Annotated in this window: 16 protein-coding genes and 1 tRNA gene; 8 read left to right on the forward strand and 9 right to left on the reverse strand. The window is 62.7% G+C overall.

Going from position 1 to position 16,949, the window contains the following annotated elements; translation table 11 throughout:
• Window positions 1-5 precede the first annotated feature (5 nt).
• From AR689_RS12670 to AR689_RS12690, 5 genes are all read right to left on the reverse strand, one after another.
• A complete protein-coding gene (locus tag AR689_RS12670; protein ID WP_062070644.1) occupies window positions 6-812 on the reverse strand; it encodes an amino acid ABC transporter ATP-binding protein in 807 nt (268 codons plus the stop codon).
• Complete coding sequence (locus AR689_RS12675) at window positions 799-1,458, reverse strand: amino acid ABC transporter permease (RefSeq protein ID WP_062070646.1); 660 nt, start codon at window positions 1,456-1,458, stop codon at window positions 799-801. Before AR689_RS12675 ends, AR689_RS12670 begins: the two co-directional genes overlap by 14 nt.
• Complete coding sequence (locus AR689_RS12680) at window positions 1,459-2,274, reverse strand: amino acid ABC transporter substrate-binding protein (RefSeq protein ID WP_062070648.1); 816 nt, start codon at window positions 2,272-2,274, stop codon at window positions 1,459-1,461.
• A gap of 230 nt (window positions 2,275-2,504) precedes the next feature.
• Entirely contained in the window at window positions 2,505-3,212 is a 708-nt protein-coding gene (locus tag AR689_RS12685; protein ID WP_062070650.1) for a hypothetical protein, read from the reverse strand.
• Window positions 3,209-3,931, reverse strand: a complete 723-nt coding sequence (locus AR689_RS12690) for a hypothetical protein (protein WP_062070652.1) — start codon at window positions 3,929-3,931, stop codon at window positions 3,209-3,211. Before AR689_RS12690 ends, AR689_RS12685 begins: the two co-directional genes overlap by 4 nt.
• Window positions 3,932-4,139: 208 nt before the next feature.
• On the opposite strand from AR689_RS12690, the gene AR689_RS12695 reads away from it, so the two are divergent.
• The gene (locus AR689_RS12695) at window positions 4,140-5,801 is read left to right on the forward strand and encodes an ABC-F family ATP-binding cassette domain-containing protein (RefSeq protein ID WP_062070654.1); all 1,662 of its coding nucleotides are present in this window, start codon (window positions 4,140-4,142) and stop codon (window positions 5,799-5,801) included.
• A gap of 3 nt (window positions 5,802-5,804) precedes the next feature.
• Entirely contained in the window at window positions 5,805-7,718 is a 1,914-nt protein-coding gene (locus tag AR689_RS12700; RefSeq protein WP_062070656.1) for an ABC transporter ATP-binding protein, read from the forward strand.
• Between the two features lie 73 nt (window positions 7,719-7,791).
• On the opposite strand, the gene AR689_RS12705 is transcribed toward AR689_RS12700, so the two are convergent.
• The 3 genes from AR689_RS12705 to AR689_RS12715 all read right to left on the reverse strand — a co-directional run bounded on the left by AR689_RS12705 (window position 7,792) and on the right by AR689_RS12715 (window position 8,734).
• Window positions 7,792-8,205, reverse strand: coding sequence for an NUDIX hydrolase (locus AR689_RS12705; protein WP_062070658.1), 414 nt, complete (start codon window positions 8,203-8,205; stop codon window positions 7,792-7,794).
• Complete coding sequence (locus tag AR689_RS12710; RefSeq protein WP_062070660.1) at window positions 8,202-8,660, reverse strand: DUF6314 family protein; 459 nt, start codon at window positions 8,658-8,660, stop codon at window positions 8,202-8,204. Before AR689_RS12710 ends, AR689_RS12705 begins: the two co-directional genes overlap by 4 nt.
• 1 nt (window position 8,661) lies before the next feature.
• A tRNA-Arg gene (locus tag AR689_RS12715) sits at window positions 8,662-8,734 on the reverse strand.
• 120 nt (window positions 8,735-8,854) lie between these two features.
• Between AR689_RS12715 and AR689_RS12720 the strand changes: the two genes are divergently transcribed.
• On the forward strand, window positions 8,855-9,628 hold the full coding sequence (locus tag AR689_RS12720) for a DUF998 domain-containing protein (RefSeq protein WP_082697953.1): 774 nt from the start codon (window positions 8,855-8,857) through the stop codon (window positions 9,626-9,628).
• A gap of 63 nt (window positions 9,629-9,691) precedes the next feature.
• On the opposite strand, the gene AR689_RS12725 is transcribed toward AR689_RS12720, so the two are convergent.
• Window positions 9,692-10,318, reverse strand: coding sequence for a hypothetical protein (locus tag AR689_RS12725; RefSeq protein ID WP_062070664.1), 627 nt, complete (start codon window positions 10,316-10,318; stop codon window positions 9,692-9,694).
• A 33-nt stretch (window positions 10,319-10,351) separates the two neighbouring features.
• On the opposite strand from AR689_RS12725, the gene AR689_RS12730 reads away from it, so the two are divergent.
• The 5 genes from AR689_RS12730 (at window position 10,352) to sucD (ending at window position 16,944) form a co-directional block, all read left to right on the forward strand.
• A complete protein-coding gene (locus tag AR689_RS12730) occupies window positions 10,352-11,197 on the forward strand; it encodes an inositol monophosphatase family protein (protein ID WP_062070665.1) in 846 nt (281 codons plus the stop codon).
• 136 nt (window positions 11,198-11,333) lie between these two features.
• The gene (gene pcrA / locus AR689_RS12735) at window positions 11,334-13,880 is read left to right on the forward strand and encodes a DNA helicase PcrA (protein WP_062070666.1); all 2,547 of its coding nucleotides are present in this window, start codon (window positions 11,334-11,336) and stop codon (window positions 13,878-13,880) included.
• A gap of 14 nt (window positions 13,881-13,894) precedes the next feature.
• Entirely contained in the window at window positions 13,895-14,584 is a 690-nt protein-coding gene (locus AR689_RS12740) for a hypothetical protein (RefSeq protein WP_062070668.1), read from the forward strand.
• Window positions 14,585-14,857: 273 nt separating this feature from the next.
• Entirely contained in the window at window positions 14,858-16,027 is a 1,170-nt protein-coding gene (sucC, locus tag AR689_RS12745; RefSeq protein ID WP_062070670.1) for an ADP-forming succinate--CoA ligase subunit beta, read from the forward strand.
• 14 nt (window positions 16,028-16,041) lie between these two features.
• On the forward strand, window positions 16,042-16,944 hold the full coding sequence (gene sucD / locus AR689_RS12750; RefSeq protein ID WP_062070672.1) for a succinate--CoA ligase subunit alpha: 903 nt from the start codon (window positions 16,042-16,044) through the stop codon (window positions 16,942-16,944).
• Window positions 16,945-16,949: the final 5 nt, after the last annotated feature.

A 16,949-nucleotide genomic window follows, 5' to 3' on the forward strand; every position in this document is an offset into this window, starting at 1 on the left:
ACCACTTAGACGTCGTGCTGGAGCCGCTTCACAAAGAGCTTGGTCCGCTCCTGACGCGGTTCCCGCAACACCTCAGCCGCCGGCCCCCGTTCCACCACGACGCCGCCGTCCATGAAAATTACCTCGTCTGCCACATGCTGGGCAAAAGCCAGCTCATGGGTGACGATCACCATGGTCCACCCCTCTTCGGCGAGTTCCTTGATCACGCCGAGGACGTCGCCAACGAGCTCGGGATCCAACGCAGACGTAGGCTCGTCGAACAGGAGCAGCTGGGGCTTGAGCGCTAACGCCCGGACGATTCCCACGCGCTGCTGCTGGCCGCCGGAGAGCTCAAAGGGGTAGGCATCGCGCTTGTCCGCGAGGCCAACGCGCTCCAGCAGACGTTCGGCGTCGGCAATGGCCTCCGCCCGTGGCCGCTTTTGGACCTGGACGGGCCCTTCAATGATGTTCTTCAGGACCGTCATGTGAGGGAAAAGGTTGTAATGCTGGAAAACCATGGCGCTGCGGTCCCGGAGGGCAGCCACCTCTTTCTTCCCCACCTTGGCGCCGAAATCGATGGCGAGCTCGGCTGAGTCATCGCCGCTACCAAAGGTGACCGTGCCGGCGTCGGGAATCTCCAGGCCGTTCAGGGACCGCAGGACCGTGGTCTTGCCGGAGCCTGAAGGCCCGATCAGGGCCACCACCTGGCCGCGCCGGATATCGATGTCGATGTCCCGCAGAACAACGTTGCTTCCGAAGGCCTTAGCCAGGTTCCGCGCCACCAGGACCGAGGCGACGAGGGGTTCCTGTGCGGATTCGTTAGTGGGCGACATAGCGGTCCAATCTCTTTTCCACGGCGGATTGCGCTGTGGAAAGGACCAGGCAAATGACCCAGTAAACCAGGGCTGCCTGCAGGTAGAGGGCCATGAACTCCTGGCTGAACGCCGCGATTTGCTGGGCGTTGCGGAACAGTTCGGTGACCAGGATGAGCGAGGCGAGGGACGTGTCCTTCACCAGCGAAATGAAAGTGTTGGACAACGGCGGAACGGACACCCGGGCCGCTTGGGGAAGGATGATGCGCACCAGCGCCTGCGGCCGTGACATGCCGATGGTGTGGCCGGCTTCCCACTGGCCCTTGGGCACGGACAGGATGGCGGCACGGATGATCTCAGCCGCGTAGCCGCCCACGTTCAGGGAGAACGCGATGATCGCGCTGGGCCACGGGTCCAGCTTCACTCCGATGCTGGGCAGTCCGTAGAAGATCACGAAGAGCTGCACCAGCAGGGGAGTGCCGCGGATGACCGAGACGTAAAAGCGGCCAATGCCTGACAGGAACCAGTTGGGGCTCAGACGCATCAGGGCCACCACCAATGCCAGAACCAGGCCGATGGCAAAGGACGCGAGCGTCAGCGGAATGGTCCCCGTGACGGCACCGGTGATCAGCGGCCCGAAGGAACTCCAGATGAGGTCCCAGTTCATCTATTTGGTGACGTCCGCGCCGAAGTACTTTTCCGAAATTTTGGCTAGCGTGCCGTCAGCTTTGAGATCGGCAAGCGCCTTGTCCACAGCTGCTGTGAGCTCCGTGGAGCCCTTGCGGAACACCATGGCGCTCTCGGTCTTATCCGGTGCCTCGGCGGCCACCTTCAGGCCGGAGTCGGGAGTGTTCTTGGCGTAATCCAAATACGTGAGTTTGTCGTTCACGGTGGCATCCACCCGTCCTTGCTGCACCAGCGTGGCGGACTGGGCCCAGCCTTCCACTGCCTGGACATTGGCGCCCGCTTCAACGGCCATCTTGTAGAAGTTGCTGGTCAGTGACTGGGCGGTGGTCTTGCCCTTGAGGTCCGCGAAGCTGTTGATGCTGCTGTTGTCCGACTTGGTGACTACCACGCCGGTGGAGATGGTGTACGGCGTGGAGAAATCGTACTTGGCCTTGCGCTCGTCGTTAATGGAGATCTGGTTGGCGATGGTGTCGAATCGCTTGGATTCCAGGCCGGCAAAGATGCCATCGAACTGGGTCTCCTGGAAGGTAGCCTTCACGCCGAGTTTCCCGGCCACAGCCTGGGCGATCTCGACGTCGAACCCGGTGAGCTCCCCGGCGCCGTCAGCGTGGAAGCTGAAGGGGCGGTAGGTACCTTCGGTGGCGATGACGAGTTCACCCTTCGATTTCACGTCTGAAAGGGACGTGTCACCGCCGGACTGTGCGGGCGCAGAACCTCCGCCGCACGCGGAAAGTGCAAGGGCGGCCGCGGCCACAGTAGCTGCAAGGACAGAGCGGCGGGTACGAAGGCTGTTCATGGAGCCATCTTAGTCACCGTCCCGGCCAGGCTTGGCGGGCGGCGTGCGAGCGTGCCCTTAAAAAGGCTGAGTGGGGGCGGTCCCCAACAGCCCGCCACCACTCATCCCCCCAATTGTGATCACGTGGGCGCCACATCCACCGGAAACCCGTTCTCTGATTCCGGTGTCAGGCTGCAAGCCGCGTTCACACATTCATGATTGTGCCACGATCTAATGGTTTTGTGAAAGTCTTACGCTGAGAGACGTTGCTTTCGTCGCGCAACTGACTTGGAGAACCAGATGCCGGCCAGACCGATCGCTGTAAAGGTGGCCGCTGAGTAGTTGATGAGGACCCTCAACCATGCCTCTGAGAAGGGAATCAGCGGGAATAGCTGTGACAACAGGAGCAGTGACAAACCGAGCAGCAACAACGCCGAAGCGATCCGCAGCAGGATCGGCGCCGTGCTCATCACGGTCCGCCAGATGGCGGGGACCAGGCATGCAGCCACGAAGCCGGGATAAAGGCGGCCCATGAAGGCGTACGCTTCCAACGACGGTCCCCAGTGCAAGCCGCTCATACCGGCCGAGGAACCTTGGGTGTCCGTGATGATGAAGAAGTAGATGGTCAAAGCACCCACAAGCAGCGCAGCGGTGATTCCCAAAGGGCCTTTGATCGCGCGCACGGCAGAGGGCGAACCGAAAGCTGTGGCGATCTTGATGCCCATGAAATAGAAGGTGCCGTACAGCAGGAAACGGAGCACCAGATTGCAGATGTTCATCCCGCCGAACCACCCGTCAATGACCAGGTAGGGGGCCTCAATGCTGATGAAGATGCTCAACGAGATCAGCGCAAAAACATAGAAAACCTCACGATTTTCTCCGCGCCATGCGCTGGGAATCCGTGCGAGGGTAATGGCAAGGCACACCGCCAGCGTGATCCAGGGCAGGACGGCCGTCATCCGAGGTTCTCCCAAATTCGTTCAGTTCGTTCATGGTCTTGTTCCTGGCGCTTCAGCGTCTTGCCCAACGCCAGAAGCCGCTCGCCGGCAAGGGTGGCCAAAGCACTTTGGGACATCCTGTCCAGCGCTTCCTGCCTGGCATTGGGCGCCCAGCCGGCTTCGGCCTCCGTAATCAGCCCCCCGGCCACCAACCCTCCTGCCGGCCCCACCCCGGCAGCGCGCGAGGTGGCGATAGCCAATTCCGGCGGGAGCCTGTTGGCCGTCAGATGTGCGGAGAAATTCTGCGGCGCGATCCCGGTGGTGCCGCTGACCCGGTGCCGCAACTCGCCGTCGTCGATCGCGTCCACCCAGTTCCGCACGGACGTGGGGTGCGGGGGCTCCGAGAGGCGCGGAGCGGGGGAGGAGCCCGGTTCGCTCCGGTCCACCACTGCTCTCAGCAAGTCGATGGTGGCCACCTGGCTGACGAGTTCGCAGGACGTGGGCGGGACGGCGGGGCCCTGAAGGTCGGCGTAAAGATCAAAAGTGGACAGGGCCTGTACCGGATTGATGTTGAAACCGCGGCTGATACTCACCAAGGTGGACTCGGCAACCTTGCCGCGGACAAGCTGCTGGGCCAACGTTGTTCGCTTGATGCCCGCGATCCTGCAGACGTCAGCTGTGCTGGCCTCGGGCGCAACACCGTGAAGCCAGCGCTGGAACGCCTTGGACTGTAAGGGCATGGAGAACTTTCCTGGAGGGGCCGTGAAGGCGAAGCAAACTGGGGCCTAAGTGGGAGTACGGATCGATTTTACGCTGACGCCACATTGAATTATGCTTGATGATTGAACCCGCTGGTCCGTACACCCCCCAAGTCCGGACCAGCGGGTTTTTCCATGCCCGCGGGAATCGCGGCCTGAAATTCTGCGTTCCCTTGGTGGAGGATAGACAATGACTGCAACTTTGGTGGCCAAGGATCTTGCCGGTGGTCATGGCCATCGCACCCTTTTCTCGGACCTTTCCCTGACTGTTGCGCCCGGAGATGTTGTGGGTGTGGTGGGAGCCAACGGCGCCGGTAAATCCACGCTGCTGCGCATCCTTGCCGGAGTGGACCAGCCACAAGCGGGGAACGTCAGCCTTGCCCCTTCGGACGCTTTTGTGGGCTGGTTGCCGCAGGAACACGAGCGCACCGCCGGCGAAACAATCGCGGCGTACATTGCCAGGCGCACCGGCTGTGCGCAAGCGACACATGAGATGGAATCCACGGCCGAAGCCCTCGGCTCGGGAGCGCCCGGATCCGATGACGCGTATTCCCTGGCGTTCGATCGCTGGATGGCCTCCGGTGCAGCCGATCTGGAGGACCGGGTCCCTGCTGTCTTGGCAGACCTCGGACTGGAGCTCGGCGCTGACGCCCTGATGACCGGCCTTTCCGGCGGGCAAGCTGCACGCGTGGCTTTGGCCGCGCTGCTGCTCAGCCGTTTTGACGTGGTCCTCCTTGATGAACCCACCAACGATCTTGACCTTGACGGGCTGGCCAGGCTTGAAGCCTTCGTCCAAGGCCTCCGCGGCGGAGTGGTCCTGGTCTCGCATGACCGCGAATTCCTGGCCCGCTGTGTCACCACGGTGGTGGAGCTGGACCTCGCCCAGAACTCCGTTGCCGTGTACGACGGCGGCTACGAAGCGTTCCTCGAAGAACGCGCTGTGGCCAAACGCCACGCCAGGGAGCGTTACGAAGAGTTCGCCAACACCAAGGCCGACCTCGTCTCCCGGGCACGCACCCAGCGTGAGTGGAGCTCCCAGGGCGTCCGCAACGCGATGAAGAAAAACCCGGACAATGACAAGATCCGTCGCGCCGCGAGCAGCGAATCGTCCGAGAAGCAGGCCCAGAAAGTCCGCCAGATGGAGTCCCGCATTGCCCGGCTCACCGAGGTGGAAGAACCCCGCAAGGAGTGGCAGTTGCAGTTCAGCATCGGCCAGGCACCCCGCTCAAGTGCCGTCGTCGCCACCTTGCGCAACGTCGTCGCCCGCCAAGGTGACTTCACGCTGGGTCCTGTGAACCTTCAACTCAACGGCGGCGAGCGCATCGGCATTACCGGACCGAACGGTGCCGGGAAGTCGACGCTTTTGCGCTTGTTGTTGGGGACGCAGGAACCGGACGACGGCGATGCCTCCATGGGTGCCTCGGTGGCCATCGGCGAAATTGACCAGGCGCGTGGACTGCTCGACGGCGGGCGGCCGCTCGGTGACGCTGTTGAAGCCGTGTTGATGGACTGGAACAGTGCGGATGTTCGCACTCTCCTGGCCAAGTTCGGCCTCAAAGCCGATCACACCTCCCGCACCGTGGATTCATTGTCCCCGGGGGAGCGGACCCGTGCAGCGCTTGCGTTGCTGCAGGCCCGCGGCGTGAACCTGCTGGTGCTGGACGAACCCACCAACCATTTGGATCTTCCGGCCATTGAGCAACTGGAGGAGGCGCTGGAAAGCTACGAAGGCGCACTCCTGTTGGTCACCCATGATCGCCGGTTATTGGAAAACGTTCGGCTCGATTCGCGCTGGCACCTGGAAAACGGCCAAGTGCAAGAGCTTCATCACACCCCAAGCCAGGAGAAGTAACCCATGAGCATGGACCGCGTGGCCTGGAGCTCGCTGTACAACATCACCACTGCCAAGAGCGGCTCCAAGCCGTTCTCCAAGGAAACCCTGAAACGGGTCATGGCTTTCGCTGCGCCGCATAAGGGCAAACTCATCGCCTTTGTGATCGCCTCGATTGCCGGTGCTTTCCTCGCTGTGGCCACTCCTGTGCTTGCCGGTCAGGTGGTTGATTCCATCATTGCCAACGCAGGCGTTGGAACGGTGATCTGGTTGGCCGTCCTCATTGCGATCGTTGCGGTGGGTGAAGCCGGTGTGGGCCTGGTGACCCGGTGGTTGTCGTCGATCATCGGCGAGGGCGTCATTGTGGACCTCCGCACGCGCGTGTTCGATCACGTGCAGCGCATGCCCATCGCGTTTTTCACCCGAACCCGAACCGGCGCCTTGGTCAGCCGCTTGAACAACGACGTCATCGGGGCGCAGTCCGCCTTCGCCGGCACCTTGTCGGGTGTGGTCAGCAATGTGGTGGCCCTGATCCTCACGCTGGTGGTCATGCTGAACACCTCTTGGCTTGTGACTGTGCTGGCCATGGTGCTGCTGCCGATCTTCCTGATCCCGGCCCGGCGGATGGGTTCCAAACTGGCGGACCTCCGCCGCGAAGCTGCCGCGCACAACGCCGCCATGGGAACCCAGATGACGGAGCGGTTCTCAGCCCCGGGAGCCACGTTGGTGAAGTTGTTCGGCCGCCCGGATGAAGAATCCCGGGAGTTCGCTGAGCGTGCCGGCAGGGTCCGGGATATTGGCGTCCGGACTGCCATGCTGCAGTTCACCTTCGTGACGGCCCTGACGCTGGTATCTGCCCTGGCGCTCGCCTTGGTCTACGGTTTGGGCGGTTGGCTGGCAATCGGCGGGCAGCTCGCACCCGGCGATGTTGTGGTGCTCGCACTTCTTCTGACAAGGCTCTACGCTCCGTTGACTGCGCTGTCCAATGCCCGTGTGGAAATCATGAGTGCCTTGGTCAGTTTTGAGCGGGTCTTTGAAATCCTTGACCTGAAGCCGCTGATCACGGAGAAGCCTGACGCCGTTTCCGTGCCTGCAGGCCCCGTTGCCGTGGAGTTCCACGACGTCCGTTTCTCCTACCCCTCGGCAGAAAAAGTGTCGCTGGCTTCCCTTGAGGACGTGGCCACCTTGGATACCCGGGGCGGGGAGGAAGTCCTGCACGGTGTGAGCTTCAGGGTTGAACCCGGGCAGACTGTTGCCTTGGTGGGTTCCTCAGGTGCCGGCAAATCCACGGTGGCGCAGCTGCTCTCGCGCTTGTACGACGTCGACTCCGGCGCCGTGCGCCTGGGCGGGCAAGCGCCCGGAACAGGCGTGGACGTCCGTGATCTCAGTTTCGATTCCCTGCGCGACACCATGGGCATGGTGACCCAGGACGGCCACCTCTTCCACGAAACCATCGCCTCCAACCTGCGCCTCGCCCGGCCGGACGCTACCGAAGACGACATGTGGGACGTGCTCAGGCGGGCACGTCTGGAACCGATGATCCGGTCCTTGCCCGATGGCCTGGAAACCGTGGTGGGGGAGCGCGGCTACCGGCTCTCCGGTGGCGAACGCCAACGGCTCACCATCGCACGGCTCCTCATCAAGCAGCCCCGTGTTGTGATCCTCGACGAAGCCACTGCTGCGTTGGACTCCACCAATGAAGCCGCCGTCCAGGCGGCCTTGGGCGAGGCACTTGCGGGGCGTACCGCCGTCGTGATTGCGCACCGCTTGTCCACCATCCGTGCCGCAGATGCCATCCTGGTGGTCGAGGACGGCAGGATCGTGGAGCGTGGCACGCACACTGAGCTGCTTGCTGCGGATGGACGCTACGCGGAGCTCTACCAAACCCAGTTTGCTGAAGCCACAGCCGTGGCGCAGGAAGCAGTCCCGGAGCTGTAGCCCAACTGGGTAGCAGATCAGGCCGTTCTGAGCGCTGAGAACGGCGTGATCTGCTACCTACTTGGGCAGGGTCTTACTTGGGCGGGGTCAGCAGAGGGATGACGTGGTCCGTCAACAGCGGTGCCAGATCTGTGGGAAGCGGGGCGTCCAGGTCCAGCCAGCGGATTTCCGCTATCTCCGCGGAGGGGTGCGCCTCCCACGTTCCGGGAGCAGTGAAAACGGTGGCTTCGATAGTGGTGGCTGCCTCGTTGGCCGCCACAGCCAACCACACGCCGAAAGGCTCCAGGAGGTGCGGCGTTACCTCGATCCCGACCTCCTCGAAGAGCTCCCGGGAAGCAGCCTCGGCAGCGGTTTCGCCGGACTCGGGCTTGCCGCCCGGGTGCATGAACTTGTCCGTCCCGCGTTTGCGGACGGTCAGCAGATGACCTTGATGGTTGTAGACGCAGACCGCGCTCACAACGATCAGGTCCGTGCCGGTTCCACTCATGCTTGCCTCCCGGCATCGATACGAACCAGGTGCGATTCCAGCAGCAAATCCTTGGCGGGCCCGCGGACATCCCAGGTGAAGCTGAACGAGCCGGGATCTTGGTAGACGTAGTTGACGCGGTAATCGTCGGGGTCGCACCAGTGCTCATCCCGGTTGCCCTCTGCGGAGAAGCTCATCACATGGAACGGCCGGCCGTCGGGGAAGAAAACGTCCATCGAATCCGGCCCGGCGCCCGGTTTCAGCCGGTACTCGCGGAATGCCGGCCCCGAATGGGTAGGCCAGTGCATGGTTCCGTCTTCGCGGTAGTCAAGCCCGCCGTCGGGGTTCAGGGTATAGCGCACGACGCCGGTAAAGGTTCCGCTGGTGCCGGACGTCCGGTCCAGGAGAGTCCGCTCCACGCGCCAACTGCCGGCCAGGTAGGCCTGCAAGTCCGGGGTGGGCTGCTGGTGGTTCAAGTGCCCTCGATTGGAATCGAACCAACGACACCGGCTTTAGGAGAGCCGTGCTCTATCCACTGAGCTACGAGGGCCTGTGTGTCCATGGCGCTAAATCCCACTGCTGGAGCTCGAGGGCCCGGACACGACTACAAGCATACAAGCTGCCGGGGCGCTGCCCGAACACCGCTAGGCTGACGTTCATGAAAGGGCACGTGACTGAACCGGCGACAGTTGGATCCTTCCTTCCGGATACCCGCAGCATCAGGGCGAATATCGGAGGCTGGGCGCAATTGAGCGTGGTCCAGTACTTTGTGGCCGAAGCTGCCGTGATCGCGGCGTGGGCAGGCCCGGAACCCTACAGCAGGGCCACCGGATTCATTAGTGATCTTGGGGCGGTCTCCTGTGGCATCTACGAGGACAGGGCAGTTTGTTCGCCGCTGCATCTGCTGATGAATGCCTCCTTCGTGGTGCAGGGCCTGGCCTTGGTCCTCGGCGCGCTGTTCCTGAAGGCAGGGCTGTTGAGCGTCGCGGCGCGGCCCGGTGTGCAGGCACGGCGTTTCCGGGCCGTCGCCGGGGGATCCGCTCAGACCCGCGTGTTGACCGTGCCGTGGATCCTGGCCGTCACCATCCGGATCCTCACCGGTGTTGCTGGCATGGGAACGGTGATTGTGGGCCTGGTGCCCGAAGACCTGGGCTCACCCTGGCATTTTGCGGGGGCTTTGATGTTTTTCATCGGTGGCGGCTTTGCCCTCCTGCTGCTGGGAGTCCTGTGGTGGCGGCAGACGCCGATGAGTTGGTTCCTCGGTGCCTGCGGGCTGATCTGCATCGGGGCACTCGTGATCGGTGCCATTACAGGGATGGAAGTACCTCAGCCGGGATTGCTGGAACGGTTTATGGGGTACCCGGTGACCGTGGGCCTCGCAACCGCCGGCCTGGTGATTGCCCAGCGTGTTCACACGGAACGGCGAGGGCTCCGGGTCCTGTGAGCTTTGCGCACCCGTAGCCGCCGTCCGCGCCCGTACGCACTGGTGCGCCGCGCGAAGGTGTGGTCAGGCGGGCTTCGCACTCTTTCGCCCAAGGAACACGGCTGCCACGCCGCACACCAGGCTGATCAGGAACAGTACCCAGGACGCAACCGTGACTGCTGACGCCAAGGCCACCGAACCGGCGTCGGGCGCTTCGGATGCCAGCACCGAATCAATGGCCACGTTGGACCACAGGTGAGCCACCGCGAACAGCAGGGGAGCAGCCCACAGTGCCCAACGCCATGACTTTCGCGCCACGTTGGTGCCGATCAGCAGGAGCCAGCTGAAGCCGAAAATCAGCGGAAACAGGGTGCCGGCGGTCTTGTGAACATAGTTGAGCTGGCCCCGGGCAGATTCATCCATGGCATCCCGCAGCTGGACGATGTACTCCTGCGAGAAACCGCCAATCAACGAATCAGGCATGGCCAGGCCGCCCGAGAGCTGCGTCATCTGGTTGAGGGTGAGCAGGTGCAGGTACCAGAACAGGAACAGGCTCGCCACCACGCCCGCGATCACAATGAGCTTGGAGTTGCTCTGCGCCTTCTGCGGGGTGCGCGAAGTGGTGGTATTGATCACGGGAGGCAGCGAGTGATCGGGGACCACTGCCTTGGCTCCGTGCTTCTTGATGCGCTGGGCGGGTGTCTTGGCCATGTGATTCATTATCCCGCCACATAAGGTGGAACCATGACCACTGGCAGGCACACAGCAACTGAACTCGATCCGTCACTGGATGACTACCAACTGGCCAGCGCCCTGGTCCGCGAGGCGGGCCAGCTGGCGCTGCTCATGCGGATGGGCGGACTCCAGGGTGAACGCAAAACCTCAGTGTCCGACGTCGTCACTGCAGCCGATCACGCAGCAGAGGCTTACGTCCTGGAACAGTTGAGGCGCTGCCGCCCTGACGACGGCATCCTGGGCGAGGAGGGCGCGTCCGTTGCCGGGACCAGCGGACGGACCTGGGTGATCGACCCCGTTGATGGCACCTACAACTTCCTGCACGGCTCCACGTACTGGTGCTCGGCCATTGCCCTTAAACGCGACGATTCAGACCACGGCGGCAAGCCGGTTGCCGATCCGGAGGTGCTGCTCGGGGCCATCTACCAACCGGAACTGGACAAGCTCTGGCTGGGCGGCCAGGATCGCCCATCCACCCTGAACGGCGAATCGATCTCCGGTTCCGGCGACCTCCCCGTCAGCCAAATCTCCGCCGCCACCTACATTCATCCCACCTGGCTGGCAGACCCCCGCGCCGCCATGCCGTGGCACGCGGCTGCAGTTTCCGCCGCATCACTGCGGATGTTCGGTTCCGGTTCCTGCGACCTTGGCCGCGTGGCCGACGGCGAACTTGGCTGCTGGTTCCAGCACAGCTGCCCTGAATGGGACTGGCTCCCCGGAAAGGCGATTGTCCGTGCGGCCGGCGGGGACACCGCCGTCGTGACGGTCAACGGACTGAACTGGTTCGTGGCTGGAGGCCCGACGGCGGTACGCGAGTTGAGCGCCGCCCTCACCTCTGTTCCCCAATTTGCCTAGGGTTTGTCCGCATAAGGGAGGGCGCCCCGGATCGCGACAGCATGATCCACCTGGTGCGCCGCCGGTGCCACCCGGAGACCTGATCCAGGTCTTGTGCCTTTGAGTGTCAGAGGCACAGCCTAGACTGGTAGGCACCATGGATATGTTGTTTGACCCCTACGCAGACGGACCCTTCAAAGCAGGCACCAAAGCCGCAGTCAAGGCTGCCCCGGAGCTTTCCTCTTCAGGCGGAGGCGCCACCGGGCCCCGCCTTCAGGAGGGGACCAGCGGGTCAGGGAACCCTCCCCGGCAGCCTTCCCAGGGAGGGTGGGACAACCAGGGAGCCCACGGCTTGCCCACTGCTGACGCCCTGCTCCAAGGGCTGAACCCGCAGCAGGAAGAAGCGGTCAAGCACGCAGGAAGTCCGTTGTTGATCGTGGCCGGTGCCGGCTCCGGCAAAACGCGTGTCCTCAGTAACAGGATCGCCTACCTCATTGCCACCAAGCGTGCGCATCACGGTGAAATCCTGGCCATCACCTTCACCAACAAAGCGGCGGCCGAAATGCGGGAACGCATCGAAGCTTTGGTGGGACCCCGGGCCAAGGGAATGTGGATCTCTACGTTCCACTCGTCCTGCGTCCGTATCCTGCGCCGGGAAGCGGCCAACGTGGGCCTGAATTCCAACTTCTCCATTTACGACTCCGCTGATTCACTGCGCCTGATCACCCTGGTGGCCAAGAATCTGGACCTCGATCCCAAGAAGTTCGCGCCGAAGGCCATCCAACACAAGATTTCCGCGCTCAAGAACGAACTCATTGACGCCGACTCCTACGTGTCCTCGGCAAACCACAACGACCCCTTTGAAAGCGCCGTTGCAGACGTCTTCAAGGGCTACACGCAGCGTCTCCGGCAAGCCAACGCGATGGACTTCGATGACCTCATCGCCGAAACCGTGTACATGTTCAGGGCCTTCCCGGCGCTCGCGGAATCTTACCGGCGCCGCTTCCGGCACGTCTTGGTTGATGAGTACCAGGACACCAACCACGCCCAGTACGCACTGGTCAGGGAAATCGTGGGTGTGGGCACGGCTACGGATGTAGCACCCAGCGAACTGACTGTTGTGGGCGATTCCGATCAGTCCATTTATGCCTTCCGCGGTGCGGACATCCGCAACATTGTGGAATTCGAAGCCGACTACCCCAATGCCCGCACCATCAAACTCGAGCAGAATTACCGCTCCACGCAGAACATTCTCAGCGCCGCCAACTCGGTGATTTCCCGCAACCCGAACCGCCAGGAAAAGCGTTTGTGGACTGCGGAGGGCGACGGCGAGAAAATCGTTGGCTACGTCGGAGAGAACGAGCATGATGAAGCCCAGTTCATCGCCAAGGAAATCGACCGTTTGCAGGACGAGGACAATTTGCGGCCAGGCGACGTCGCAATCTTCTACCGCACCAACGCGCAGTCGCGTTCCATTGAAGACGTCCTGGTCCGGGTGGGCTTGCCGTACAAGGTAGTGGGCGGCACGCGCTTCTACGAGCGCAAGGAAATCAAGGACGCCCTGGCCTATCTGCGGGTTCTGGTGAATCCGGACGACGACGTCAACCTCCGCCGGGTGCTGAACGAACCCAAACGCGGGATCGGTGACCGTGCAGAGGGTGCAGTTGCCGCTTTGGCCGAGCGGGAGCGTACGTCCTTCATGACCGCAGCCCGCCGCGCCGATCAAGCGCCGGGCATGGCCACCCGTTCGGTGAACGCCGTCTTGGGCTTCGTGAAGCTGCTGGATGACCTCGCCGAGGTGGCCTCCGGGTCCGGTGCCGCTGCTGCCCTGGAGGCCGTCCTTGAACAGACTGGTTACCTGGCAGGCCTGCGCGCCAGCAACGACCCCCAGGACGAATCCCGGGTGGAGAACCTGGCCGAACTGGTGGCCGTGGTTCGGGAATACGAGCGCGACAACCCGGACGGATCCCTCGGCGAGTTCTTGGAACAGGTCTCCCTGGTGGCCGACGCCGACCAGATCCCCGATGCCCCGGGTGCGGACATCGACGCCGCCGTGGCTGAGGCCAAGCGGATGGGCGTTGTCACGCTCATGACGCTGCACACCGCCAAGGGCCTGGAGTTCCCGGTGGTCTTCCTTACCGGCATGGAGCATGGCATCTTCCCGCACCAGCGCTCGGCGACGGATCCCAAGGAGCTCGCCGAAGAACGGCGCCTGGCCTATGTGGGGCTTACCCGGGCGCGCAAACGCTTGTACGTCACACGCTCCGAAGTCCGCAGCATGTGGGGCCAGAGCCAGTACAACCCCGCAAGCCAGTTCCTGGAAGAGATCCCTTCCGAACTCGTGGAGTGGAAGCGTGAAGGAATGAGCCGCCAGGCCGCAGGCGGCTGGGGGAGCGCCCCCGTCGGGTCCAACCGCTACGGTGGTTCCTTCTGGGGTGCGGGCACATCGCGCGGCGCTGCCGCCAGCCCTACCGCAGGGTTCGACGCCGACGTTCCCGCCGCCGTCGTACGCAACAGGGTCCAGCCGCAAAAGGAAGTCATTTCCGTGGTGGCGGGGGACAAAGTGAACCACACCAGCTTCGGCAACGGAGTGGTGCTGGGCATTGAAGGCGCCGGGGACAAGACGGTGGCGAAGGTGAAGTTCGACATCGGCGAGAAGCGCCTGCTGTTGCGGTACGCGCCCCTGACCAAGTTGGATGCGTGAAACAGCAGGGCATAATGAGGGGCATGCGACGGACTGTTGGGGCGATCCTTGCCGCCTTGCTCATGGTGCTGGCGGCCGGATGCTCGTTCGCCACCGAGGATCCGGACTATGTTCCGCCGGCACCGCTACCGCCGCTGGAACAGCTGCAGCAGGTTCCTGTCACCGAGCAGACCACCTTGTCCGCGGGCGAGGAAGTGACTGCGTTCGTCACGGCTGATAAGAGCATTGTGTGTGCCTTGACCTCTTCCCGGGGCGGTCATCTGAATCTGCCCTATGAGGCCAACTCATACTCGGACGCCGCCAACAACAAGTTCGCTGTTGTCCCGGTGGCCCATTGTGAACTGGCGAAGTACACCGCACCGGAACCGGACGACATCGCTGACGACTGCGCAGGAATCGGCCTGGGATACCTGGGCGGGACAGCCCTCCTGACTCCGGAGAAGGCCGTCTACGGCTCATGTCGTTCCGGCGTAACACAAATGGAGTCGGAGTTCGGGCCGGAGGGAAGCCGTGATGGTCCCATCTCCAAGCTGCGTGAGCTGGCAGAAGGTCAGAACATCGAGCGCAATGGTCTTCGGTGTTCGGCATATAACGGTGGTGTTGCCTGCGGAAATGTGTCCGGTGGCGTGGCATTCTTCGTGAGCCGCGAGGGTTACCAGTTGATTTCCGACGGCGGCAAAACGGTGGCGGGGAACCTTAAGTAAGCTTCGTGATCGCCGCCGGGCCGCCGGTGAACAGTCGAAAAACCGCGAAATTCTGCGGTTTTTCTACAACCGATAGAAGTGTAAGGTTACTCACTTAACAGGTAGTGTGTAGCTGGCGGGACTCCTCAAAGGGCTAAAGTTCCGAGAGGACCTTACGCAATGTGACCGGCTTCAATCCTGGTTGTTACCGCGTACTTTCCGCAGCTGGCTATCGCGGTCATCGCGGTTCCCGGCTGAACAGAAAACTACTTCGACGTAGAAGGACACTAAACCGTGGACCTGTTTGAATATCAGGCGCGCGATATGTTCGAGGCGCACGGTGTACCCGTGCTCGCCGGCATCGTGGCGCACACTCCTGAAGAAGCAAAGGCAGCTGCCGAGAAGATCGGCGGCGTAACTGTCGTCAAGGCACAGGTTAAGGTTGGTGGCCGCGGCAAGGCTGGCGGCGTCAAGGTTGCCAAGACTGCCGAAGAGGCGCTTGAGCACTCCACCAACATCCTGGGCATGGACATCAAGGGCCACACCGTCAACAAGGTGATGATCGCCCAGGGTGCTGACATCGCCGAGGAATTCTACTTCTCGGTCCTTTTGGACCGCGCCAACCGCAACTACCTGGCCATGTGCTCGGTAGAGGGTGGCATGGAAATCGAACAGCTTGCCGTGGAACGTCCCGAGGCCCTGGCCAAGATCGCCATCGACCCCGCAGTGGGCATCGACCAAGCCAAGGCTGACGAGATCGTCGCTGCTGCAGGTTTTGCTGAAGAACTGCGCGGCAAAGTGGCCGACGTCATTCTGAAGCTCTGGGATGTCTTCAAGAAGGAAGACGCAACCCTGGTTGAGGTCAACCCGCTGGTCCGTACCGGCGCAGGCGAGATCGTTGCCCTCGACGGCAAGGTTTCCCTGGACGAGAACGCTGACTTCCGCCACGTGCACCACTCCACGTTGGAAGACAAGGATGCAGCTGACCCGTTGGAGGCCAAGGCCAAGGCCCAGGACCTCAACTACGTCAAGCTGGACGGCGAAGTAGGCATCATCGGCAACGGCGCCGGTCTTGTGATGTCCACCCTCGACGTCGTTGCTTACGCCGGTGAGAACCACGGCAACGTCAAGCCCGCCAACTTCCTGGACATCGGCGGTGGAGCTTCCGCTGAGGTCATGGCCAACGGCCTCGACGTCATCCTGGGCGACTCCCAGGTCAAGAGCGTGTTCGTGAACGTCTTCGGTGGCATCACCGCTTGTGACGCGGTTGCCAAGGGCATCGTTGGTGCATTGGCTGAGCTGGGTTCCTCCGCGAACAAGCCGCTGGTAGTTCGCCTCGACGGCAACAACGTTGAGGAAGGCCGCCGCATCCTGACCGAGGCCAACCACCCGCTGGTTACCCTGGCCGCCACCATGGACGAGGGCGCCGACAAGGCCGCCGAGCTCGCCAACGCAGCTAAGTAAAGGGACGCGACACAATGTCTATCTACCTCAACAAGGACTCCAAGGTCATCGTTCAGGGCATCACCGGCGGCGAGGGCACCAAGCACACCGCCCTCATGCTCAAGGCCGGCACCAACATTGTTGGTGGCGTCAACGCCCGCAAAGCCGGCACCACGGTTCTGCACGGCGATAAGGAAATCAACGTCTTCGGCACCGTCAAGGAAGCCATCGCTGAAACCGGCGCGGACGTCTCCATCGTCTTCGTTCCGCCGGCATTCACCAAGGACGCCGTGGTTGAAGCCATCGAAGCCGGAATCGGCCTCGTTGTAGTCATCACCGAAGGCGTTCCGGTTCAGGACTCCGCCGAGTTCTGGGCACTCGCCCAGTCCAAGGTGGACGCTGACGGCAAGCAGATCACCCGCATCATCGGACCGAACTGCCCCGGCATCATCACCCCCGGCGAAGCCCTGGTGGGCATCACCCCGGCGAACATCACGGGCAAGGGCCCCATCGGCCTGGTGTCCAAGTCCGGTACCTTGACCTACCAGATGATGTACGAACTCCGCGACCTCGGCTTCTCCACCGCGATCGGTATTGGTGGCGACCCCATCATCGGCACCACGCACATCGACGCCCTGGCTGCGTTCGAAGCTGACCCCGAGACCAAGGCAATCGTCATGATCGGCGAAATCGGTGGCGACGCTGAAGAGCGCGCAGCCGACTTCATCAAGGCCAACGTCACCAAGCCTGTTGTTGGCTACGTTGCAGGCTTCACCGCTCCCGAGGGCAAGACCATGGGCCACGCCGGCGCCATCGTCTCCGGCTCTGCAGGAACGGCACAGGCCAAGAAGGAAGCTCTCGAAGCCGCAGGCGTGAAGGTCGGCAAGACGCCGTCCGAGACCGCCACGCTGCTGCGCGAAGTTTACGCAACGCTCTAAGCTTC

It is taken from the genome of Arthrobacter sp. EpRS71, from assembly GCF_001512285.1.
In the GTDB taxonomy this organism is placed as follows: domain Bacteria; phylum Actinomycetota; class Actinomycetes; order Actinomycetales; family Micrococcaceae; genus Arthrobacter.